General features: G+C 69.0%; 17 protein-coding genes. 8 read left to right on the forward strand and 9 right to left on the reverse strand.

The annotated features are described in order from the left end of the window. Positions 1-129 precede the first annotated feature (129 nt). The 6 genes from dnaK to AB3X08_RS09895 all read left to right on the forward strand — a co-directional run bounded on the left by dnaK (position 130) and on the right by AB3X08_RS09895 (position 8,616). Positions 130-2,046 carry a molecular chaperone DnaK gene (gene dnaK, locus AB3X08_RS09870; protein ID WP_184410174.1) on the forward strand — a complete coding sequence of 639 codons (1,917 nt, stop codon included), beginning with the start codon at positions 130-132 and terminating at the stop codon, positions 2,044-2,046. 160 nt (positions 2,047-2,206) lie between these two features. Beyond that, entirely contained in the window at positions 2,207-3,337 is a 1,131-nt protein-coding gene (dnaJ, locus tag AB3X08_RS09875; protein WP_369937950.1) for a molecular chaperone DnaJ, read from the forward strand. Positions 3,338-3,760: 423 nt separating this feature from the next. After that, a complete protein-coding gene (locus tag AB3X08_RS09880) occupies positions 3,761-5,836 on the forward strand; it encodes a hypothetical protein (protein WP_369937952.1) in 2,076 nt (691 codons plus the stop codon). After that, the gene (locus AB3X08_RS09885) at positions 5,833-6,552 is read left to right on the forward strand and encodes a DUF3142 domain-containing protein (protein ID WP_369937953.1); all 720 of its coding nucleotides are present in this window, start codon (positions 5,833-5,835) and stop codon (positions 6,550-6,552) included. The genes AB3X08_RS09880 and AB3X08_RS09885 overlap by 4 nt, the downstream gene beginning before the upstream one ends. 46 nt (positions 6,553-6,598) lie before the next feature. Further along, positions 6,599-7,507 carry a pyridoxal kinase gene (gene pdxY, locus AB3X08_RS09890; RefSeq protein WP_369937955.1) on the forward strand — a complete coding sequence of 303 codons (909 nt, stop codon included), beginning with the start codon at positions 6,599-6,601 and terminating at the stop codon, positions 7,505-7,507. Then, a complete protein-coding gene (locus AB3X08_RS09895; RefSeq protein WP_369937956.1) occupies positions 7,504-8,616 on the forward strand; it encodes a prephenate dehydrogenase in 1,113 nt (370 codons plus the stop codon). The genes pdxY and AB3X08_RS09895 overlap by 4 nt, the downstream gene beginning before the upstream one ends. Positions 8,617-8,971: 355 nt before the next feature. Here AB3X08_RS09895 and AB3X08_RS09900 read toward each other — a convergent pair whose 3' ends face one another. The 6 genes from AB3X08_RS09900 to AB3X08_RS09925 all read right to left on the reverse strand — a co-directional run bounded on the left by AB3X08_RS09900 (position 8,972) and on the right by AB3X08_RS09925 (position 15,268). Continuing rightward, the gene (locus tag AB3X08_RS09900; RefSeq protein ID WP_185816178.1) at positions 8,972-9,184 is read right to left on the reverse strand and encodes a hypothetical protein; all 213 of its coding nucleotides are present in this window, start codon (positions 9,182-9,184) and stop codon (positions 8,972-8,974) included. A 126-nt stretch (positions 9,185-9,310) separates the two neighbouring features. Next, positions 9,311-11,077: an ABC transporter transmembrane domain-containing protein gene (locus AB3X08_RS09905; protein ID WP_369937958.1), complete on the reverse strand. Its 1,767-nt coding sequence runs from the start codon at positions 11,075-11,077 to the stop codon at positions 9,311-9,313. After that, positions 11,074-11,676: an IMPACT family protein gene (locus AB3X08_RS09910; protein ID WP_369937960.1), complete on the reverse strand. Its 603-nt coding sequence runs from the start codon at positions 11,674-11,676 to the stop codon at positions 11,074-11,076. Before AB3X08_RS09910 ends, AB3X08_RS09905 begins: the two co-directional genes overlap by 4 nt. A gap of 106 nt (positions 11,677-11,782) precedes the next feature. Then, a complete protein-coding gene (locus AB3X08_RS09915) occupies positions 11,783-13,351 on the reverse strand; it encodes an alpha/beta hydrolase (RefSeq protein WP_369937961.1) in 1,569 nt (522 codons plus the stop codon). Positions 13,352-13,562: 211 nt separating this feature from the next. Further along, on the reverse strand, positions 13,563-14,717 hold the full coding sequence (locus tag AB3X08_RS09920) for a hypothetical protein (RefSeq protein WP_369937962.1): 1,155 nt from the start codon (positions 14,715-14,717) through the stop codon (positions 13,563-13,565). Further along, positions 14,714-15,268: an RNA polymerase sigma factor gene (locus AB3X08_RS09925; protein WP_369937964.1), complete on the reverse strand. Its 555-nt coding sequence runs from the start codon at positions 15,266-15,268 to the stop codon at positions 14,714-14,716. Before AB3X08_RS09925 ends, AB3X08_RS09920 begins: the two co-directional genes overlap by 4 nt. A gap of 196 nt (positions 15,269-15,464) precedes the next feature. Here AB3X08_RS09925 and AB3X08_RS09930 point away from each other — a divergent pair, with 196 nt between their 5' ends. Both AB3X08_RS09930 and AB3X08_RS09935 read left to right on the forward strand, forming a co-directional pair. Next, positions 15,465-18,359 carry an EAL domain-containing protein gene (locus AB3X08_RS09930; RefSeq protein WP_369937966.1) on the forward strand — a complete coding sequence of 965 codons (2,895 nt, stop codon included), beginning with the start codon at positions 15,465-15,467 and terminating at the stop codon, positions 18,357-18,359. Positions 18,360-18,645: 286 nt separating this feature from the next. Beyond that, complete coding sequence (locus AB3X08_RS09935; RefSeq protein WP_369937967.1) at positions 18,646-18,999, forward strand: hypothetical protein; 354 nt, start codon at positions 18,646-18,648, stop codon at positions 18,997-18,999. Positions 19,000-19,173: 174 nt separating this feature from the next. On the opposite strand, the gene AB3X08_RS09940 is transcribed toward AB3X08_RS09935, so the two are convergent. The 3 genes from AB3X08_RS09940 to sucB all read right to left on the reverse strand — a co-directional run bounded on the left by AB3X08_RS09940 (position 19,174) and on the right by sucB (position 22,785). After that, positions 19,174-19,767 carry a TIGR00730 family Rossman fold protein gene (locus AB3X08_RS09940; protein WP_369937969.1) on the reverse strand — a complete coding sequence of 198 codons (594 nt, stop codon included), beginning with the start codon at positions 19,765-19,767 and terminating at the stop codon, positions 19,174-19,176. A gap of 230 nt (positions 19,768-19,997) precedes the next feature. After that, a complete protein-coding gene (gene lpdA / locus AB3X08_RS09945) occupies positions 19,998-21,455 on the reverse strand; it encodes a dihydrolipoyl dehydrogenase (protein WP_369937971.1) in 1,458 nt (485 codons plus the stop codon). Positions 21,456-21,570: 115 nt separating this feature from the next. Next, positions 21,571-22,785, reverse strand: coding sequence for a dihydrolipoyllysine-residue succinyltransferase (gene sucB / locus AB3X08_RS09950; protein WP_369937973.1), 1,215 nt, complete (start codon positions 22,783-22,785; stop codon positions 21,571-21,573). Positions 22,786-22,802 lie beyond the last annotated feature (17 nt).

Below are 22,802 nucleotides of genomic sequence, written 5' to 3' on the forward strand. Positions count from 1 at the left end.
CGCCTGAATCGGGCGCGGCCGCGGCAGAACGCTAATTTGCGGTAATGGCTTGAATGGCCTGCGGCCATCCCTATATCCGAACCAGACCCCGGCAGCGGCCGGACACCAGAAATTTTCAGGAGTCATCCAATGGGCAAGATCATCGGCATCGACCTGGGCACGACCAACTCGTGCGTGGCGATCATGGACGGCGGCAAGGCCCGCGTCATCGAAAATTCCGAAGGCGACCGCACCACGCCCTCGATCGTCGCCTACACCAAGGACGGCGAAGTGCTGGTGGGCGCCTCGGCCAAGCGCCAGGCGGTCACCAATCCGAAGAACACCTTCTACGCGGTGAAGCGCCTGATCGGCCGCAAGTTCACCGACGCCGAAGTGCAGAAGGACATCGGCCTGGTTCCCTACGGCATCGTCCAGCACGACAACGGCGACGCCTGGGTGGCCACTGCCGACGGCCGCAAGCTGGCCTCGCAGGAAATCTCCGCGCAGGTGCTGGAGAAGATGAAGAAGACCGCCGAGGCGTTCCTGGGCGAGACCGTCACCGAGGCGGTCATCACCGTGCCGGCGTACTTCAACGACAGCCAGCGCCAGGCGACCAAGGACGCCGGCCGCATCGCCGGCCTGGACGTCAAGCGCATCATCAACGAGCCGACCGCCGCGGCGCTGGCCTACGGCCTGGACAAGGGCCAGGGCGGCGATCGCAAGATCGCGGTGTACGACCTGGGCGGCGGCACCTTCGACGTGTCGATCATCGAGATCGCCAACGTCGATGGCGAGAAGCAGTTCGAAGTGCTGGCCACCAACGGCGACACCTTCCTGGGCGGCGAAGACTTCGACAAGCGCGTCATCGACTACCTCGTCGAAGAATTCAACAAGGACCAGGGCATCGACCTGCGCAAGGATCCGCTGGCGCTGCAGCGCCTGAAGGATGCGGCCGAGCGCGCCAAGATCGAGCTGTCGTCCTCGCAGCAGACCGAAGTCAACCTGCCGTACGTCACCGCCGACGCGTCGGGCCCGAAGCACCTCAACATCAAGCTGACCCGGGCCAAGCTCGAGGCGCTGGTCGAGGATCTGGTCAAGCGCACCATCGAGCCGTGCCGCACCGCGCTCAACGACGCCGGCCTGCGTGCCAGCGACGTGACCGAGGTGATCCTGGTCGGCGGCCAGACCCGCATGCCGAAGGTGCAGCAGGCGGTGGCCGAGTTCTTCGGCAAGGATCCGCGCAAGGACGTCAATCCCGACGAGGCCGTGGCGCTGGGCGCGGCGATCCAGGGCGGCGTGCTGGCCGGCGACGTCAAGGACGTGCTGCTGCTCGACGTGACCCCGCTGAGCCTGGGCATCGAAACCCTGGGCGGCGTGTTCACCAAGATCATCGAGAAGAACACCACGATCCCGACCAAGGCCTCGCAGACCTTCTCCACCGCCGAGGACAACCAGTCCGCGGTCACCGTGCACGTGCTGCAGGGCGAGCGCGAGCAGGCCCGCTACAACAAGTCGCTGGCCAAGTTCGACCTGTCCGGGATCGAGCCGGCGCCGCGCGGCCTGCCGCAAGTGGAGGTGTCCTTCGACATCGACGCCAACGGCATCCTGCACGTGTCGGCCAAGGACAAGAAGACCAACAAGGAACAGAAGGTCGAGATCAAGGCCGGCTCCGGCCTGTCGGACGACGAGATCCAGCGGATGGTCGCCGACGCGGAAGCCAACCGCGAGGAAGACAAGAAGTTCCATGAGCTGGTGCAGGCGCGCAACCAGGCCGACGGCCTGCTGCACGCCACCCGCAGCGCGATCACCGAGCACGGCAGCAAGGTCGGTGGCGACGTGATCGGCAAGGTCGAGTCGGCGCTGGCAGACCTGGAAACGGCGATGAAGGGCGACGACAAGGGCCAGATCGAGGCCAAGACCAAGGCGCTGGAAGAGGCTGGGCAGTCGCTGTATGCGGCGGCCGCTGCTGGCGAACAGCAGCCGGGCGCCGCCCCGGGCGGCGCGCACGCCGCTGGCGACGACGTGGTCGACGCCGAGTTCACCGAGGTCAAGGACGACAAGAAGTAAGCCGGGATTCGGGATTGGGATTGGGGATTGGCAAGGCCCCTTGGCCTGCCGATTCCTGCTCCCATCCCTGTCCAAAGCAGTGCTTGCAAAAGCGGAAGAGCTCGGCTCTCCGCTTTTGCCTTGAACGAATCCCGAATTTCGAATCCCCAATCTCCGCCCTATGAGCAAACGCGACTACTACGAAGTGCTGGGCGTGGCCCGTACCGCCAATGACGACGAGCTGAAGAAGGCCTATCGCCGTTGCGCGATGAAGTTCCACCCCGACCGCAATCCGGGCGACCAGGCGGCCGAGGCGGCCTTCAAGGAGTGCAAGGAGGCCTACGAAGTCTTGTCCGACGGCAACAAGCGGCGCATGTACGACGCGCACGGCCATGCCGCGTTCGAGCACGGCATGGGCGGCGGTGGCGGTGCCGGCGGCCCGGACATGGGCGACATCTTCGGCGACATCTTCGGCAATATCTTCGGTGGTGCCGGCGGTGGTGGCGGTCGTGCGGCGCGGCGCGGGGCCGATATCGGCTACGTGCTGGAACTGGATCTGGAAGAGGCGGTGGCCGGGATCGAGCGGCGCATCGAGATTCCGACCCTGGGCGAATGCGAGCACTGTCATGGCAGTGGCTCGGAAGACGGCAAGGTCGAGACCTGTACGACGTGCCAGGGACGCGGCCAGGTGCGGATCCAGCGCGGCATCTTCGCGATGCAGCAGAGCTGCCCGCATTGCGCCGGGCGCGGCCAGATCGTGCAGAACCCGTGCGTGACCTGCCACGGTGCCGGGCGCGTCGAGGAAACCAAGGTGCTGTCGGTGAAGATCCCGCCCGGCGTGGACAACGGCGATCGCATCCGCCTGTCCGGCGAAGGCGAGGCCGGTCCGGCCGGCACGCCGCCCGGCGATCTGTATGTGGAAGTGCGGGTGCGCGAGCATCCGATCTTCCAGCGCGACGGCGACGACCTGCATTGCGAAGTGCCGATCCGCATCTCCCAGGCGGCGCTCGGCGACACCGTGCGCGTGGCCACGCTGGGCGGGGAGGCGGAGATCCGCATCCCGGCCGAGACCCAGACCGGCAAGCTGTTCCGTTTGCGCGGCAAGGGTGTGCGTTCGGTGCGCAGCCGCAGCGAAGGCGATCTGTACTGCCGCGTGGTGGTGGAAACCCCGGTCAATCTCACCGCCGACCAGCGCAAGCTGCTGGAGCAGTTCGAATCCACCTTCACTGGCGAAGACGCGCGCAAGCACTCGCCGAAGTCGGCGACCTTCATCGACGGGGTGAAGGGGTTCTGGGATCGGATGACGTCGTAGAGCCGGGATTTGGGATTGGAGATTGGGGATTCGCAACGGCGGGTCCCGAGCGGCGATCGAGATTGTCTGGGCCGATGGAAGAGGCACGTGCAGGCGAGAGCCCGATACGTGCCTTTTCAGTTTTCGGGATTGCGATCGATTGCTTGTGAATCGAATGCCGGTTGCGGGAGGGGACGCCGCGGTGCTGCTGTTACGGATCTCCAATTCTCCATCCCAATCCCAGCGCTTGAACTGCGGCGATGAAGGCACCCGCCGTGGGTTGAAGGGGTTCCGGGACTGATCCACGTGGCCCGCGCTGGCGCAATGCCGGCGTGGCCGCACCGGCGGCGCATCGCTAGCGTGCGCCGTCTGTGCCGTGGCGCAGTCCGGCATGCGAACATGCCGCCACGCCGATCGCGGCGCCTATCGTTTGCAGAGTCCGCCATGCAGATCGGCCGTTCCGTGCTTGCCCGCCTTGCCGCGCTGCTGTCGTGCGCTTGCCTTGCGGCACCCGCGCTCGCCAGTTCCGATGCCGGTTGCGATCCCAGCCTGCTGCTGGACTTCGGCGATTACAGCGGATGCCAGAACACCGCTGCGCTTGCGCCGGGCAACGATACCCGGGTGAATCTGTTGCTGTTGATGCGCGATGATGCCGCGCCCGCCACTGTGCCTGCCGACCCGCTCGAACCGGCGTTCACCTGGGAGGCGGCGGTCCAGGCGTTGCAACCGCCGCCGACCGATCCGGCCACTGCTGCTGACGGAACGCTCGACGGCGAAGCGGACCGCTGCAACAGCAATGCGCGCGGCGGCAGCGAATTCATCGCCGCATTGAATGCGAACACGCGCGTGCCGCCGGCGGAAAAAACCCGCTTGGCGCAGGCGCGGCCGGCGCAGTGCCCGGATGCGGAAATCGCCGTGGCCGATGGCGTGTCCTCGGCCGCAGGCAAGGACTTCGCGCGGTACCTGCAGGCCGCCAGCGCGTTCTATGCCGGCGCCTTCGATGCGTCCGCGCAGGGCTTCCAGGCGCTGGCCAAGGCGGCCGACCCCTGGCTCAGGGAGGCGGCGCGCTACATGCTGGGGCGGGTCGCGCTCAACGCGGGGCAGGTCGATGGCTTCGACGAGTACGGCGTGCAGCGCGATCCGCCGCAGTTCGACCAAGCCGCGCTGGCGCGCGCCGAGCAGGGATTCGCCGCGTACCTGCACGACTATCCACAAGGACGCTACGCCGCATCTGCGCGCGGCCTGCTGCGGCGCGTGTACTGGCTTGGCGGCGATACCGCGAAGCTGGCCGCCGAATACGAACGCTTGCTGCGCCTGCCCTCGGCGCAGCGCGGCCTGTCGGACCAGGCACTGGCCGAGGAAATCGACAACAAGCTGCTGGCCAACGCCGCTCCCGCGACGCTGACCACGCCGCTGCTGCTGGCGGTGGCCGATCTCAAGGCGATGCGCTCGGGCGACGGCCGCGATGGCCGTAGACTGGCGCTGGACGCGCTGCAGGCGCAGCGATCGCGTTTCGCCGACGAACCGGCGTTGTTCGCGCTGCTGCTCGCCAGCTACCAGTACTACGTGGCGCAGTCCCCGGCACAGGCGCTGCGCCTGCTGGACGCCGGCACGGGGCAGGGCAAGCGCGGCAGCGTCGCCTTCGCCGCGGCCATGCTCAAGGGCCTGGCGCTGGAAGACAGCGGCGCGCCGGCGTTGGCGGCCTACTGGCGGCGCCTGCTCGGCAGCGCCGAACCTGGGGTGCAGCAGCCGTTGGTGCAGTTGGCGCTGGCGCGGCGCCTGGAGCGCGACCGCGCGCTCGACCAGGTGTTCGCGGCGGATTCTCCGATCGTCAACCAGGCCATCCGCGACCAGTTGCTGATCTATGCCGCCGGTGCCGATCTGCTGCGCCGCCACGCGCTGACCCCGACCGTGTCGGCGCACGAACGCGAACTGGCCGCCTTTGTGCTGCTGTACAAGGAACTTTCGCGCGGCCAGCCCAAGGCGTTCCTGCAGGATCGCGTGCTGCTCGCCGAGGTGCCGCATGACAGCAGCGAGCCTCGGCGCGGGCCTTACTGGTTGCCGCAATCCTCGCCACCGCAGGCGGTGTTCTCCGGCACCTTCGAGCAGGGCGAGGATGCGTGCCCGGCGATCGAGACGGTGGCCAAGACGCTGGCCGCTGCCCCGGCCGACGCGCACGCGCAGCTGTGCCTGGCGGAGTTCGTCCGGGTCATGAACTGGGATGACTTGCCGATCAACGTGCCGCCGCCGGCCGCCGAGCTTGGCGGAGCGCCTTCGCAGTTTCCCGGTGCCGCGTATTTCCGTTTGCCGGTCTACCAACGCGTCATCGATGCTGCGGACGTGCCCGCCAACGACAGGGCGTATGCGCTGTATCGCGCGATCAACTGCTATGCGCCCAGCGGCTACAACCACTGCGGCGGCAAGGACGTGCCGGTGGGCGAGCGCAAGCGCTGGTTCCAGCGCCTGAAGCGGCAATTCCCGTCCTCGAGCTGGGCGCAGGACCTGAAGTACTACTGGTGAGCGCGGCCACGCTCGCGCGCTGCGCCGTGCTGTTGGCGCTGTGCATGACGATGGGCGCGGCCAACGCCGCGCCGGTGGAGGCGCGCCGCTACGACGCGTTCTGGCTGTGGGCCGGGGTGCGTCCGCAACCAGTGCTGGCCAGCGCTCGCCGCGTCTATTTGCTGCAGGCCGAGGTGCCGCTGGACGCCGGTGCGCCGGCAAGGCTGGTCGCGCAACGCGCGGCGGTGCCGCAACTGCGCCACTGCCAGGTGTGGATGGTGCTGCGGGTGGAGCGCATCGACTGGACGCCGGCCTTGTTCGACGCGGTGCTGGTGCAGTTGCAGCGCTGGCGCGCGGCCGGCAACGACGTGGCCGGCCTGCAGATCGATTTCGATGCGGGGACGCGCCACCTCGAACGCTACGTGGCGTTCCTGCGCACGCTGCGCGGGCGCCTGCCGGCCGACTACCGGCTCGGCATCACCGGCCTGCTGGACTGGAGCGTCAACGGCCGCGCCGAGGCCTTGGCCGGATTGCGCGGCGTGGTCGACGAGGTGGTGCTGCAGATCTACCAGGGACGCGCGGTGATTGCCGACTATCCCGTCTATGTCGCCAGGCTGGGTCGATTGCAGGTGCCGTTCCGCATCGGCCTGCTGCAGGGCGGCGACTGGCAGCCGCCGCGGGGGCTGCAGGACAATCCGTGGTTCCGCGGCTACGTGGTGTTCCTGCGCAACCCTTGAGCGGACCGATGCTCCGCCATCGATGGCCGCGGCCTAGAATGTGCCGATGAACGCATCCACTGCCAGCCATCTCCTCCACGGCCGCCGCCAGCGTCCGGACGGGCTTTCGCCGATCGACGTGATCTCGGTGCAGTCGCAACTGGTCTACGGCCATGCCGGCAACAGTGCGGCGGTACCGCCGCTGCGTGCGCTGGGGCTGCGCGTGGCCGAGATTCCGACCACCTTGCTGAGCAATGCGCCGTTCTACGACACGCTGCGCGGCAAGGTGCTGCCGTCGGACTGGTTCGCCGATCTGCTGCTCGGCGCCAGCGAGCGCGGTCTGCCGCAACGCGCGCGGATGCTGGTATCCGGCTATTTCGGCAGCGTCGGCAACGGGATTGCGTTCGCCGACTGGCTCGACGCCACGCTGCCGCAGTGCCCGGCGCTGCGCTACTGCCTGGATCCGGTGATCGGCGATACGCATACCGGGCCCTATGTCGAGCCGGGGCTGGAAGCGGTGTTCGCCGAACGGCTGCTGCCGCATGCGTGGCTGGTCACGCCGAACGCGTTCGAACTCGGCCGCCTGACCGGCATGCCGGCGCTGGTCCAGGACGAGGCGATCGCCGCGGCGCGCGTGCTGCTGGCGCGTGGGCCGCAGTGGGTGTTGGCGCACAGCGTCGGCGGCGACGCGGGCCAGCTGGTGACCCTGGCGGTGAGCCGCGAGGCGGTCTATCGCTGGTGCTCGCCGCTGTTGCCGGTGGACGTGGCCGGCACCGGCGACGTGCTGATGGCGTTGCTGGTCGCGTTCCTGCTGCGCGGCGAGGCCTTCGAGCAGGCGATCGGCCGCGCCATCGCCGGCGTGCATGCGGCGCTGGAAGCGACCCTGGCCAGCGGCTACGAGGAACTGGACGTGCTCGCCGCCGCGCCGGCGGCGCTGGCCACGCCGCTGCGCTTCGCCGTCGAGCGCCTGGCGTGAGCCTGCGCCCGGTCGTCGGCATCGTCGGCAGCGCCGGCGCCTATGGCCGCTGGCTGAGCCGGTTCTTCCGCGAGCGCATGCAGCTGGAGGTGGTCGGCCACGATCCGGCCGATCCGCAGTCGCTGGATCCGGACGCCTTGCTGCAGCGCGCGCAGGTGCTGATCTTCTCCGCGCCGATCCGGCACACGCCGGCACTGATCGGCGACTACGTGCGCCGCGCCGCCGGGCGCGAACGCGATCAGCTGTGGCTGGACGTGACGTCGGTCAAGCGCGAACCGGTGGCGGCGATGCTGGCCTCGCAGGCGGACGTGGCCGGCCTGCATCCGATGACCGCGCCGCCGAAATCGCCCACGCTCAAGGGCCGCGTGCTGGTGGTATGCGAAGCGCGGTTGTCCCGTTGGAGCGCGTGGCTGCACCAGCTGTGCACGGCGCTGGAAGCCGAATGCGTGCGCAGCACGCCCGATCACCACGACCGGGTGATGGCGTTGGTGCAGGCGATGGTGCACGCCAGCCATCTGGCGCAGGCCGGCGTGTTGCGCGAGCACGCGCCGACGCTGGGACCGCTGGAAGCGCTGATGCCGTACCGTTCGGCCTCGTTCGAACTGGATACCGCGATCATCGCGCGCATCCTGGCGTTGAATCCGGCGATCTACGAAGACATCCAGTTCGGCAACCCGCATGTCGGCGGCGTGCTCGACGGCCTGATCGCGCAACTGTCGCGGCTGCGCGAGCAGGTCGGCCGCGGCGACGATGCGGCGCGTGCGCAGTTCCGCGCCGATTTCCTCGACGCCAATCGCCAGGCACTGGGTACGACGGCGATCGCGCACGGCAACTACAGCTACGAACGCGTCGGCTATCTGCTCGCGGATCTGACCGAGCAGCTGACGCTCAGCGTCTATCTGCCCGAAGACCGCGCCGGCTCGCTGCGGACCTTGCTGTACGTGTTCGAGCGCCACGGTGTCAGCCTGGCCTCGATCCATTCCTCGCGCACGCCGGCCGGCGAACTGCATTTCCGCATCGGCTTCGATCCGGCCACCGTGGCGACGGCATTAGATGCGGCGGCGGCGGAAATCGATGCCAGCGGCATCGGCCGGGTGTTGCCGGGATAGTCCGAAGCGAAGGATCACCCTGTAGGAGCGGCTTCAGCCGCGACAGGCACTCACAGCGACTCCTTGTGCTCGGCGGTCAGCATGGCGTTCGACAGCTTCGCCTCCAGAGGGTTTCTGTCGCGGCTGAAGCCGCTCCTACAGGGTAGGGCGTCTGGCTGCGGCGATCGCCGTGCGTGCCACTTCATCCACAGGCAGTGTGGATGGAATGCGCGCAAACATGTGGATAAGTGTCTGCGCGCCTTGCTGGGCGGGCGTGTCAAGAGACCTGGTCAATAATTGACCACCCGCCCGCCGCGCGCACCGCGCAGCAGGCGGACAGATCGCATGCCGCGCGTCGCTGCGCGGCAGCGCGCGCTCACACCGCGGTCAGGGTCAGCTCGCCGCCGGTGGTGGTGAACTGCTGGCCGCGGCGGATCAGTTTGCGTCCGTCGGCCAGTTCGTAGCGCAGCGCCGGCGTAGACGGAGCGTCGTGCTGCGCCTGCTGCTGATGCTGCGCTTCGTCCTGGAACTCGGTGATCAGATAGGCCTCGCCGTCGGGACCGAGGGCGGGCAGTTGGCGAAAGGACATGGCGTGTCTCCTGTCGAAGGCGATTCGTCGAACCGGATGGCGCCGGAAGCGCGGCCGGCGCCTTGCGCCGTCGCCGTTGCGCGGGCGCAGCGGGACCGTAGCCCCGCCGGTGTTAGCGCGGCGTGCTCAGTCGATGAATTGCAGCCGCGCCAGTTCCGCATACAGGCCGCCTTGCGCCAGCAACTCGGCATGGGTGCCCTGGGCGACGATGCGGCCGTGGTCCATCACCACGATGCGGTCGGCCTTGAGCACCGTCGCCAGGCGGTGCGCGATGACCAGCGTGGTGCGCCCGGCCATCAGCCGCTCCAACGCCTGCTGCACGGCGTATTCGCTCTGCGCGTCCAGCGCGCTGGTGGCTTCGTCCAGCAGCAGGATCGGCGCGTCCTTGAGCAGGGCGCGGGCGATGGCGATGCGCTGCTGCTGGCCGCCGGACAGGCGCGCACCGCGCTCGCCCAGTTCGCTGGCGTAAGCGTCGGGCAACTGGCGGATGAAGCCGTCGGCTTCGGCGGCGCGCGCCGCGGCCTCGACCTCGGCATCGCTGGCCTCGAGCCGGCCGTAGCGGATGTTGTCGGCGGCGCTGGCCGCGAACAGGGTCGGATGCTGCGGCACCAGGCCGATGCCTTCGCGCAGCTGCGCCGGATCCAGCTCGCGCAGGTCGGCGCCGTCGACCCGCACGGCTCCCGACTGCGGATCGTGGAAGCGCAGCAGCAACGACAGTACGGTGCTCTTGCCGGCGCCGGACGGGCCGACCAGGGCCACGCTTTCGCCGGGCCGCACGTGCAGGTCGAAGCCGTCCAGCGCCGGATGGTCGGGACGCTGCGGATAGCGGAACACCACGTTCTCGAAGCGCACTTCGCCGCGCAGCGGCTGCGGCAGCGCACGCGGCTGCGCCGGCGCCAGCACCTCGGGGCGTTCGGCGAACAGTTCGGCGATGCGGCCCATGCCGCCGGCCGCGCGTTGCAGGTCGTTCCAGACTTCGGCCAGCGAGGCCACCGAGCCGCCGCCGAACATCGCATACAGCACGAACTGCCCGAGCGCGCCGGCACTCAGCTCGTGGGCCGCCACTTCGTGCGCGCCGGACCACAGCACCAGCACGATCGCGCCGAACACCAGCACGATCGCCACCGCGGTGATCAGCGCCTGCGCGCGCACCCGGCGCCGCGCCACGTCCACCGACAGGGCCAGCGCCTGGCCGAAGCGGCCGCGCTCGTAGGGCTCGCGCGCATGCGCCTGCACCGTGCGCACCGCGCCCAGGGTTTCGGCGGCCAGGGTGTTGGCGTCGGCGACGCGGTCCTGGCTGGCGCGCGAGATCTTCTGCAGGCGGCGCGCGCCGAGCACGATCGGCAACACCGCCAGCGGGATGCCGAGCAGCGCGTAGGCGGCCAGGTGCGGGCTGGTCACGAACAGCATCACGATGCTGCCGATCACCGTCACCGTGCTGCGCAGCGCCACCGACATGGTGCTGCCGATCACCCCGCGCAGCAGTTCGCTGTCGGCCGACAGCCGCGACACCAGCTCGCCGCTGCGGTTGCGGTCGTGGAAGCCGGCGTGCAGGCCGATCAGGTGCGCGTACAGGCGCCCGCGCAGGTCGGCGACGACCTTCTCGCCCAGCAGCGACACGAAGTAGAAGCGCAGCGCGGTGGCGATCGCCAGTACCACCGCCAGCGCGAACAACAGCGCGAAGGACTGGTTGATCCTGCTGCCGTCGCTGAAACCGTGGTCGATCATCTGCCGGACCGCCACCGGCAGGCTCAGCGTCGCGCTGGAGGACACCGCCAGCGCCAGCAGCCAGGCGCCGAACAGGCCGCGCTGGCGTTGCACGAACGGCCACAGGGTGCGCAGGCTGCCGAGTTTGCGCAGCGACTTGGCCTGGTCGGCCGACGGATCGTTCATGCGGGGGAGGTTTCCGAACAGCGGACCCTGTTCCGAGTGGCGTCGCGCAGCCGCGTTTTCAAGGCGTCCACGCGCTCGCTGGGCAGGCGCAGCTGCAGTTCGGCGCCTTCGGCGTCGAAGCGTTCATCGAGTTTTTCCGCGGCGCAGGCGCTCAACGCCGCATGGACGGTGCCCAGATCGTCGAAGCCGCAGTGCACGGTGATCAGGCTTAAGGCCAGCAGCGGCTGCCGCAGCGCCAGCCGCAGGCACTCGGCGGCGGTGCCGCCGTAGGCGCGGACCAGCCCGCCGGCGCCGAGCTTGATGCCGCCGTACCAGCGCGTGACCACCACCACCACGCGATCGAAGCCCTGGCCGTCGATCGCCGCCAGGATCGGGCGGCCGGCGGTGCCGGCCGGTTCGCCGTCGTCGCTGGAGCGGTAATCGTCGCCGAGGCGATAAGCCCAGCAGTTGTGGGTGGCGTCGGCCACCGCGACCCGCTGCACGAACGCCAGCGCCGCGCCGGCGTCGGCGATCGGCGCCGCCTGCGCCAGGAAGCGGCTGTGCTTGATGTCCACGCTATGGCTGACGAGGTGGGAGAGCGTATCGGGCATCGGCGCCATTCTAGACGAGGCACTGCGGCCGATTCGCCGCCGCCGCCGGTCCGATGCCCGTCGTCCTCCGGCGCGCTGTCGCGGGACGGCACGGCGCGCTGCCCCGGCGCCGCAGTCAACGGCGGCCGACCACCGCTGCGGGCGCAATTCCGGGCACCGGTGCGGGAAACGCAGGCGCGGCGAACGCCACCGGGTCCAGCGCAGCGTCCGCGGGCAGGCCACGGGTGTCGCCGTCGCGCAGGAATGCATAGACCTTGGCGGCGAGCTGCGGCCGGCTGCGCAGCAGGGCGAAGGTGCCGTTGTGTTGCGCGCGATGCAGCAGCACGGTGCGGCTGTTGGGGAAGTAGGGCAGCAGCGCCAGCGTGTTCTCCAGCGGCGTGGAGGTGTCCCAGTCGCCCTGCACGAACAGCACCGGGGTCGGGTCCAGGACCGGCGCGCGCAGCGCGTCGCCGGCGTCGGCGGTGGCCCATTCGCCCTTGGTCGCCAGATACGCGGCGAAGTTCCAGCGCCCGAGCAGCGGCAGCGCCGGGTCGCTCCACAGCAGGCGCTTGCGCGGCGCGCTCATGTCCAGGCCGATGTTGATCAGCGGATTGATCAGCGCGCGCATCTGCGGCGCGCGCCAGGCGATGGCGTCGCGCGCCCATGCGTCGTAATGGCCGTGGTAGGCCGAGAGCACGAAGCGCGGAAAGGTCGCGGCGTTCTCGGAATAGGTGACCAGCGCGAGCTGGTAGTCCTCCAACCCGAGCACCACCTGCTGCCGGGTGCCGTCGTGTTCCACCTCCACGCGGACCGGGCCGGCGGCCAAGCGCTCGCGCGTCGCCTGCATCGCGGCGATCATGCCGCCGGCGGGCAGGTACGGTGCCAGCGCGGGCGCCTGGTCGGCTTCGGCGGCGATGCGCTGGAACGCGGCGAACACCTGCGATGGTTGGTCGTAACCGGCATCCAGCGGTTCGGTGGCGGAGATCACCGCGCGCGCCACGCGCCCGGGATGGCGCTTGAGCACCGCGAAGGCCCACTGCGAACCGAAGCTGGCGGCGACCAGGCTGATCCTGTCGTAGCCCAGCGCCTTGCGCAGGTCGTCGACGTCGTCGGCGATCTGCGCGATCGAATAGCCGGAGAGGTCGGCGCGTGGATAGGCGGCCTGGGCGCGCCGCGCCAGGTCGCGGGTGATCGCGATGTCCTGCGCGGTGGTCATCGGCTGGTCCAGCGGCAGCGCTGGCGTGTCCAGTTCCATCCGGTCGCCGCGCAAGGTGTAGCCGCGTTGCTCGACCACCACCAGGTCGGCCACCTCCGCATAGGCCTGCCATGCCTTGATGCGGCGCCTGGCGGTGTCGTCGCGATCGAGCACGATGTCGAGCATCGTGGTGCCCGGCCCGCCTGCCAGCAGGAAGATCGGTGGCGCGCCGCTCGGGCGGCTGGCCTTGACCCGGGCGAAGCCGACCTGGATCGGGCGGCTGTCGGCGTTGTCGCGGTTCTCCGGCACGGACAGCGTGCCGATTTCGTAGGCCATCGGCGTGCCGTCGATCGCAGTGGCGACCGCGTGTTCCATGTCGATGCGCGCAGGTGGCGCGACCGTCTGCGCGCGGCAGGACAGCGCCCAGCCGAGCAGGGCCGCAAGCAGGGCGAGACGGGCGATCGGGCAGTGCATGGCGGGCGTCGCGGTGGACACAGCGGCAACATCCATCCGTGCTCGGCGACTGTCAAGCGGCTCGCCGGGACTGGCGCCGCCACAAATGTGTTGACCGTTTGCCGGGGCCGGTTGTTCGCTGCCCGCGGGTGGATCGGGCGCTTCTCGTCCGGGGGTCCTGGGGTAGCGAAGCTTGCGGTTCCTGGCGGTCGTCGGGTCAGGCTGGGCCTGTTCGGCCTGACACGGGCGGCCGGCGGCCAAGTACGGCTCAGTCGAGCAGGGCGCGAAGGTCGCCGGGGATGCGCGCGTGCGGATGCTCGCGCTGGAACCGCTGCAGGCTGGCCCGCGCAGCGGCTTGCTCGCCGGCGTCGCGGCGTTCGCGGATGCGCGCCAGCCAGCGACGTGGCGACAGGCGCGCATCGCTCTCCGCCGCAAGCGCCGGATCGGTGCCGGCGGCGCGCGCGGCTGCCGCCAACGGCGCGGTGTCCGCGGCGACCGGTGCGGCTGGCGCCGGTGCCGGTGGCGGCGCCGCGCCGAGGTTGCCTTCGACGCGCGCGTATCCATCCGCGTCCTGCGGCTGTGCGCTTGCCGCGTCGCTGCCGTCGCGCTCGGCGAGGGCTTCGCTGCGTTGCTGCAGCATGCGCCGGTCTTCGCGCTGCATGGCATTGGCCTCGCGCGTGCGCGCCGCCGGCTTCGCCAGCGCCTGCGGTGCCTGTGCGGGAGGCGTCAGCGCCTTCGCCGGCGCGGGCGGCGCAGGCGGTGCCGGGGGCGAGACCACGGCCGGCGTGGGCGGCGGTGCCATCATCGGCTCCGGCTCGGCCGCAATGGGGGCGTCCGCGGGTGCTGCCACTGGTGCGGGCGCGGCGCGCGGCGCGTCGTGGTCGTTCGCTGCCGGTGCCAGCTTCTGCACGGAGGCTGGCGGAGGCGGGGGCATGTCGGTGGGCGTCGGGGCCGTGCCGGACGCGGCCGCCGCGTCTTCGGCGGCTGCTGGCTGGGCCGCGGCGGTTTGCTCGGCCACCGCTTCGGCGGCGGCTGGCGCTGGCATGGCCGTGTCGGAAGCGACCGGCGCGGCCACCGGCGGTGTCGGGGTGCGCAACTGCCAGGCGATGCCCGCGGCCAGCGTCAACGATGCCGCCAGCCCGGTCCAGGCCTGCCAGCGTGCGCGGCGGCGCGGGACCGTGTTGGTACGGACATCATGGTCCGCTGGTGCCGATGCGGCTGCGCTCGCAACCGGCGCCGTCGCCGCTGCAGGTTCGGCGGCGGCGCCGTGCGGCGCGGACGCGACCGGCGCAGGCGTCACCGCGGCGCGCGCCGCGGCCAGGATTGCGGCGTCCAGCGCCGCCGACGGCGATGCCTGCCGGCCCAGCCGCAGGTGCTCGGCAAGGGCGCGTTCTTCCGGGGTCAGCGGTTCGTCGGCACTCATCCGCCCAGCCTCGCGCGCAATTTGTCCATCGCATAGCGCAGCCGCGACTTGACCGTCTCGCGGCCGACGCCGGTGATCTGTGCGATCTCCTCCAGGCTCAGTTCCTGTTCCAGGCGCAGCAGCAGCACGTCGCGTTGATCCTCCGGCAAGTCGTCGAGCGCCAGTTGCAGCTGGCGCCGCTGTTCGAACGCCGACAGCTGCCGCTCCGGCGTATCCGGGTCCGGCACGCTGGCGGTGCGCAGTTCGGCATCGGCCGGCGCGGCCGGACGGTGCTTGGCCGCGCGCCAGTGGTCGCCGAGCCGATTGTGGGCGATGCGCAGCAGCCAGGTACTGAACGCGGCCTGCGGTTGCCAGCCCTGGCGGGCGGCGATGACCCGCTGCCACACGTCCTGGAACATTTCCTCGGCCAGCGCCACGTCGCGCAGCTGGCGCAGCAGGTAGTGGTAGAGCCGGCTGCGGTGGCGCGCGTACAGGGTCTCGAACGCGCCGGCGTCGCCGGCCGCATAGGCCAGCATCAGGGCTTCGTCGCTCGTTTCGACCAGGGCGTCCACGGCGGCAAGCCTAAGCGTTCGCCGGCCCGGCGCATAGCATCGGGTGAGGGCTGTGGCGGCGGGCGGGGGCGCGATGGCTGCGGGCATCGTAGACAGAGAACGCGCCAGCGGCGCGTCCGGGGTCAGCGCGCGTGCGCCTGTTCACGTAAAAGGTATGCTGGCGTCTAAGGGGGAGGCGTGGGGCAGGTCCTACGTCATGCAGGAGTTGTTGTTGATGTTGTTCGAGCCGTCCTCCATCGACCGCCAGGATCACCCCGACGGCCACGCTGGCATGCAGACCGCGGTTGCCTTGTGCGGCTTGCTGCCGCCCGGTAGCGCGGTGGCCATCGCGTGCGGCGACGGCAGCGCCGGCGTGCGCCTGTTCGGCGCCACGCCGGATGCGCCGGCATGGCTGCCGGCGCTGGTCCGGAGGTGCCTCGCCGAGACCGTGCCGGCGCCTGCGGACGCCTTGCTGCACGTGCTGAAAACGCCCGACGGCGCCTGCGTGGCCGTGGCCGCCCGGCTGCAGCAGCCGCTGTCCGAAGCGCAGCGTAGCGCCTGGTGCGAGATGGCCGCCGCGTTCGGCCTGGCGCTGCTGGAAACCGAGCGGATGCGTGCGCGCATCGAGGGCCTGGAGAAGTCCAAGCAGCTGCAGCAGGCGCTGTACGAGATCGCCGACCTGGCCGGCACGGACCTGGAAATGGGGCAAATGCTGCAGCACGTGCATTCGGTGCTGGACTCGCTGATGTACGCAGAGAACTGCTACATCGTCGAGTACGACGAAGATCAGCAGAGCATGCGCTTCCTGTATTTCTCCGACCGGCACGACGATTTCGTCGCCGACCCGGAACGGCTGTACTACCAGCGCGACATGCCCAACAGCCTGACCTTCGCCCTGCTGCGCCACGGCCAGGCGGTGCGCGGGCCGTCGCCGCAGGTGCGCGACCGCTTGCGGGTGGACTACGACGCCCTGCACGGACCGGACAGCAAGGACTGGCTGGGCGTGCCGATGCTGCGCGAGGGTCGCGTCTGCGGCGCGATCGTGGTGCAGAACTACGACCGTGCGCTGCACTACACCGATGCCGACCGCGCGCTGCTGGCCTACGTCGCCCAGCACGTGCTGACCGCGATGGACCGGCGCCACGCGCAGGTGCAACTGGAGCGGCGCGTGCAGTTGCGCACCCAGGAGCTGCAGCGCGCCAACCACGACCTGCAGGACGAGATCCAGGAGCGCAAGCGCGCCGAGACCCTGCAACTGGCCCTGTTCCGCATCGCCGAGCTGGCGATCCGCTCGGAGAGCCTGCAGCAGTTCTACGCCGAGGTGCATGCCATCGTCGGCGGGCTGATCGATGCGCGCAATCTGTACATCGCGTTGCTGTCCGACGACGCCAAGATGCTGGAGTTCGTCTATTCGGTGGACGAGCACAGCCCGCGGCGCCCGCTGCGGCGGCGGGGCAGGGGCCTGACCGAGTACGTGATGCGCAAGCGCCGGCCGATCCTGCTGGAACTGGCGGAAATCGAAGCGCTGGTTGCGCAGGGCGAGGTGCAGGAATACGGCACGCGCTCGCACAGCTGGCTGGGCGTGCCGCTGTTCGACGAGGGCGAGGTGGTCGGCGCGATCGTGGTGCAGAGCTATACCACGCAGGTGCGTTTCACCGAATACGACCAGCGCCTGCTGACCTTCGTCGCGCACAATGTCGGCGGCGGCCTGGCACGACAGCGTGCGCAGGAGCGGCTGCGGCTGGCGCACGCCGAGCTGGAGCAGCGGGTGGCCGAGCGCACCCGCGAACTGGCCGAGGTCAACCAGCAGCTGCTGGCGCAGATCGCCGAGCGCTGGCGTGCCGAGCAGCGGCTGACCCACCAGGCGCTGCACGACGCGCTGACCGGGCTGCCGAACCGCTCGCATCTGCTGGACCGGCTCGGCGAAGCGATCAACCGCGCGCGCAACGGCGACGGCGTGGCGTTCGCGGTGCTGTTCCTGGACCTGGACCGGTTCAAGCTGGTCAACGACAGCATCGGCCACGCCGCCGGCGACGAAATGCTGGTGGAGGTGGCCAAGCGCATCGTCTCCACGTTGCGCAGCGACGATGTGGTCGCGCGCCTGGGCGGCGACGAGTTCGCGATCCTGGTCAGCTGCGAAGAGGGGCTGGAGGGCGTGCGCGAGTTGGCGCAGCGCCTGCTCGGCGTGCTCGGCCAGCCGATGTGGGTGGCCGGCCGCGAGCTGTTCCCGTCCGGCAGCCTGGGCATCGCCGCCTGGCACCCGCGCTATCGCAGCGGTGAGGAGCTGCTGCGCGACGCGGATGCGGCGATGTACCGGGCCAAGTCGCAGACCCAGGACCGCTGCGCGGTGTTTGACGAGGCGATGCGCGAGGCGGCGCTGCGCAGCCTGGACCTGGAGGCGGACCTGCGGCGGGCGATCAAGAACGGCGACTTCGAGCCGTTCTACCAGCCGATCGTGCGTCTGATCGACGGTGCGGTGGTCGGCCACGAGGCGCTGCTGCGCTGGCGCCACGAGAGCCGCGGCTTGCTGTTGCCCAGCCAGTTCATCGATCTGGGCGAGGACAGCGGCTTGATCGAGCAGGTGGACTGGCTGCTGTACGAGCAGGTGATCCAGCGCCTGGCCCGCAGCGGCACCGGCTATGTGTCGGTCAACGTGTCGCCGCGGCATTTCCGTTCGCCGGACTTCACCGAGCGGCTGTTCGGCTTGATCGACACCGCGGGCGCGGATCCGCGGCGGCTGCGGGTGGAGATCACGGAGGTGGCGCTGCTCGATGATGCGCCGCGCACGCTGACGATCCTGCAGGCGCTGCGCGAACGTGGGGTGTTGGCGCAATTGGACGATTTCGGTACGGGGTTTTCGGCGCTGTCGTATCTGCACCGGTTTCCGATTTCGGCGTTGAAGATCGATCAGAGCTTCGTCGCCGGGTTGCACGGCGAAAGCGGTGCGGGCAGTTATGCGCTGGTGCGCAGCATTCTGGCGTTGGCCAGTACGCTCGGCATCGAGACCATTGGCGAAGGCATCGAGACGGAGCAGCAATTGGAGACATTGCGTGAGTTGGGGTGCGACTATGGGCAGGGGTATTTGTTGGGGCGGCCTGCGCAGCATGATTGATGGTGAGCGTGCTTGTGCGTTGATTTAGTTCGCGTGCTGAGGCTGATGCGGTGCGGATAGTGCAGGGTTTATCCATTGCAGATGCTTTTTTGCTGTTTAAAGGTCTTAGATGCAAAGCAAAGCTTTCGCCTTGCGGCGAGTCACTTTTCTTTGCTCGTGCAAAGAAAAGTAACCAAAAGAAAGCACGCCCTGCCTTGCGCCCTCCGCGCTGCGCGCTCCGGGTCCGCGTCCATGACGGGGATTCGCGGAAGGGGCATCCTGCCCCTGCCGCGAACGGCGCACATCCATGTGCGCCGCCCTTCGGGTTTTTCCCCGCCATGGCCGCCGCTGCGGAAGGGAACCCGGTAAGTCAAAAGCAAAAGCAACAGCAAAGCACCAGCAGCAAAGCACCAGCAGCAAAGCACCAGCAGCAAAGCAACAGCAGCAAAGCAACAGCAGCAAAGCAACAGCAGCAAGCAACAGCAGCAAGCAACAGCAGCAAAGCAACAGCAGCAAAGCAACAGCAGCAAAGCAACAGCAGCAAAGCAACAGCAGCAAAGCAACAGCAACTGGCTTGGCGGAAGCCCTTTGTGGGAGCGACTTCAGTCGCGACGAACGGAGTGGGGAATCTGCAGGCTTCGATTCGGCCGGGCGGGGCTGAAGCCCCTCTACAGCGCACCAGTCAGCGCTCCGAAGTCCCTGTAGGAGCGGCTTCAGCCGCGACAGGCGTTGTCCGCACGCGGCCCACTGTGCGGTCTCTCGGAACTGAAACCGCTACGGAGTCGCTAGGCACGTTGCCACGCGCCCTGGGTTGCGGCTGGTTAAACGGCGGGGCTCAGCGCAACGCGTTGCGGCGCTTTTCGTCGATCCACTTCGATGCCTGCGCCGGCGTGTAGTCGTGCATCCACGCCAGCATGGTGTCGATGTCGTTGCCGTACCACAGGTCGGCGCGCTGGTCCGGATGCAGGAAGCGTTCGGCGACCATGCGGTCGATCATGCCGATCAGCGGTGCGTAGAACTCTTCCACGTCCAGGAACGCGCAGGGCTTGTTGCCGATGCCGAGCTGGCGCCAGGTCAGCATCTCGAAGATCTCTTCCATCGTGCCGAAGCCGCCGGGCAGGGCGACGAAGGCGTCGGAGAGGTCGAACATGCGCGACTTACGCTCGTGCATCGAGCCGACGATTTCCAGTTCGGTCAGGCCGCGGTGCGCCACTTCCCAGTCGGCCAGCTGCTTGGGGATCACGCCGGTGACCTGGCCGCCGGCGGCGAGCACCGCATTGGCCACGGTGCCCATCAGGCCGACGTTGCCGCCGCCGTAGACCAGGCGCAGGCCCTGCTCGGCGATGCGCGTGCCCAGCGCGGTGGCGCGCTCGGCGTAGGCGGGCTTGTTGCCGGCGTTGGAGCCGCAGTAGACGCAGATGCTTTTCATGGGATTGGGGAGTCGGGATTGGGGATTCGTAACGACGGGATGTTGCATGCGTGAGGGTTCACGGTGTCGGGAGCAGGACGTGCGGCCCGGGTCGACCGATTCGGCACCTTGTAGCGATCTGCAAAGAACGACGCCGGGCTTTCGCCCGGCGCCATGTCATTGCCGGAAAGAGGCGGGACGGGGGGCGGTCGCTTTTGCGAATCCCCAATCCCGGCTCCCGAATCCCAGCCTCAATTGGCCTTGTGGATCGCCCGCTTGCTGACCGCCATCGCGGCGTCGTGGATCGCCTCGGACAGGGTCGGATGGGCGTGGCAGATGCGCGCCAGGTCGTCGGCCGAGCCGTTGAACTCCATTGCCAGCACGCCTTCGTGGACCAGCTCGGAGACGCCGACGCCGACCAGGTGCAGGCCGAGCACGCGGTCGGTTTCGGCGTGCGCGATGACCTTGACGAAGCCGGCCGGCTCGCCCATGGCCACCGCACGGCCGATCGCCGCGAACGGGAAGCTGCCGGTCTTGTACGGCACGTTCTCGGCCTTGAGCTGCTGCTCGGTCTTGCCGACCCAGGCGATTTCCGGCTCGGTGTAGATGACCCACGGAATCGTGTCGAAGTTGACGTGGCCGGGCAGGCCGGCGATCAGTTCGGCGACCGCGATGCCTTCCTCGAAGCCCTTGTGCGCCAGCATCGGCCCGCGCACGCAGTCGCCGATCGCCCACACGCCGTCGACGCCGGTGTGGCAATGCGCATCGACCTCGATCTGGCCGCGCTCGTTGACCTTCACGCCGGTGCCTTCGGCCAGCAGGCCCTTGGTGGCGGCGCGGCGGCCGACGGCCACCAGCAGCTTGTCCACGGTCAGGCTCTTCTCGCCTTCGCCATCGGTATAGGTGACGACGACTTCCTGCTTCTTGCCCTTGCCGGTGACCTCGGTCTTGGAGACCTTGGCGCCCAGCTTGATGTCCAGGCCCTGCTTCTTGAATTCCTTCAGCGCGGTCTTGGCCACTTCCGCATCGGCCAGGGCCAGGAAGTCCGGCAGCGCCTCGAGGATGGTGACCTCGGCGCCCAGGCGCTTCCACACGCTGCCCAGCTCCAGGCCGATCACGCCGGCGCCGATCACCGCCAGGCGCTTGGGCACTTCGCTGAAGTCCAGCGCGCCGACGTTGTCGACGATGGTGGCGCCGTCGAACTTGGCGAACGGCAGTTCGATCGAATCCGAACCGGCTGCCAGGATCACGTTGGTGCCCTTGAGTTCGACTTCGCTGCCGTCGTGTTGCTTGACCTTGACCACGTTGCCCGGCTGCCCCGCGTTTGCTTGGAGCTCGCCGAAGCCGTAGTACGGGGTGATCTTGTTCGCCTTGAACAGCATCGCGATGCCGCCGGTGAACTGTTTGACGATCTTGTCCTTGCGCCCGACCATCGCCTCGACGTCGATCTTGGCGTCCTTGAAGCTGATGCCGTGCTCGCCGAACAGGTGGCCCATGTTCCAGAACTGGCGCGAGGAATCCAGCAGCGCCTTGGACGGAATGCAGCCCACGCGCAGGCAGGTGCCGCCCAGCGCCGGCTTGCCGTCCTTGCCCAGGGCCGCGTCGATGCAGGCGACCTTCATGCCCAACTGGGCGGCGCGGATTGCTGCGTGATAACCGGCCGGACCGGCACCGATGACGACGACGTCGAATTGTTCTTGTTCGCTCATTCTTCGCTCACGAGATTAGGGAGTAGGGATTGGGGATTCGTAAGAAGCAGGATGCTCGGGATCGGGGGGGCGCTCTCGCCAATCCCGAATCCCGAATCACCAATCCCGGCTTGCATCACAGACCGAACAGCATCCGGCCCGGGTTTTCCAGCTGGTTCTTGATGTCGACCAGGAACTGCACCGAGTCCTTGCCGTCGATGATGCGGTGGTCGTAGGACAGCGCCAGGTACATCATCGGCGCGATCACGACCTGGCCGTTCTCGGCGATCGGGCGCTCCTTGATCGCGTGCATGCCCAGGATCGCGCTCTGCGGCGGGTTGATGATCGGGGTCGACAGCAGCGAGCCGAAGGTGCCGCCGTTGGTCACGGTGAACGTGCCGCCCTGCAGTTCTTCCAGGCTCAGCTTGCCGTCGCGCGCCTTCTTGGCGTAGTCGGCGATGCCCTTCTCGATGTCGGCGAACGACTGCCGCTCGACGTTGCGCAACACCGGCGTGACCAGGCCCTTCTCGGTCGAGACCGCGATCGAGATGTCGCTGTAGCCGTGATAGATGATGTCTTCGCCGTCGATCGAGGCGTTGACCAGCGGGAAGCGCTGCAGCGCGTTGGCGGCGGCCTTGACGAAGAAGCTCATGAAGCCGAGCTTGATGCCGTGGGCCTTCTGGAACTCGTCCTGCAGCTCCTTGCGCGCGGCCGACACCTTGGCCAGGTTGACCTCGTTGAAGGTGGTCAGCATCGCGGTCGAATTCTTCGACTGCATCAGGCGCTCGGCGATGCGCTTGCGCACGCGGGTCATCGCCACACGCTCTTCCGGACGCGCGCCGGCGGCCTTGCCGGCACCGCCGTTCTTGGCGTAGTTGAGGATGTCTTCCTTGGTCACCGCGCCGCGGCGGCCGGTGCCGTCGACCTGGGCCGGATCCACGCCTTCGGTGATCGCCGAGAAGCGCGCGCCCGGGGGCAGGCTGGAGACGTCGCCGGCGGCCTTGGCCGACTCGACCTTGGCCGGCTTCGGCGCCTCGGCGGCCGCGGCCTTCGGGGCCTCCGGCGTCGGTGCGTCGGCGACCTTGGCCTCGGCCGGCGCCGCAGCGGCGCTCGCGCCTTCCTCGATGATCGCCAGGATCTGCGAGCTGGTCACGGTGGCGCCGGTCTCGAACTTGATCTCCTTCAGCACGCCGTCGACCGGGGAGGGCACTTCCAGGACGACCTTGTCGGTCTCCAGGTCCACCAGGTTCTCGTCGCGCTTGACCGCGTCGCCGGCTTTCTTGTGCCAGCTGGCGATGGTGGCATCGGATACGGATTCGGGCAGTACCGGAACTTTGACTTCGGTGGCCATTGCAGAGGGCGTCCTAG

The sequence above is a fragment of the Xanthomonas sp. DAR 34887 genome (genome assembly GCF_041245805.1).
Taxonomy (GTDB): domain Bacteria; phylum Pseudomonadota; class Gammaproteobacteria; order Xanthomonadales; family Xanthomonadaceae; genus Xanthomonas_A; species Xanthomonas_A tesorieronis.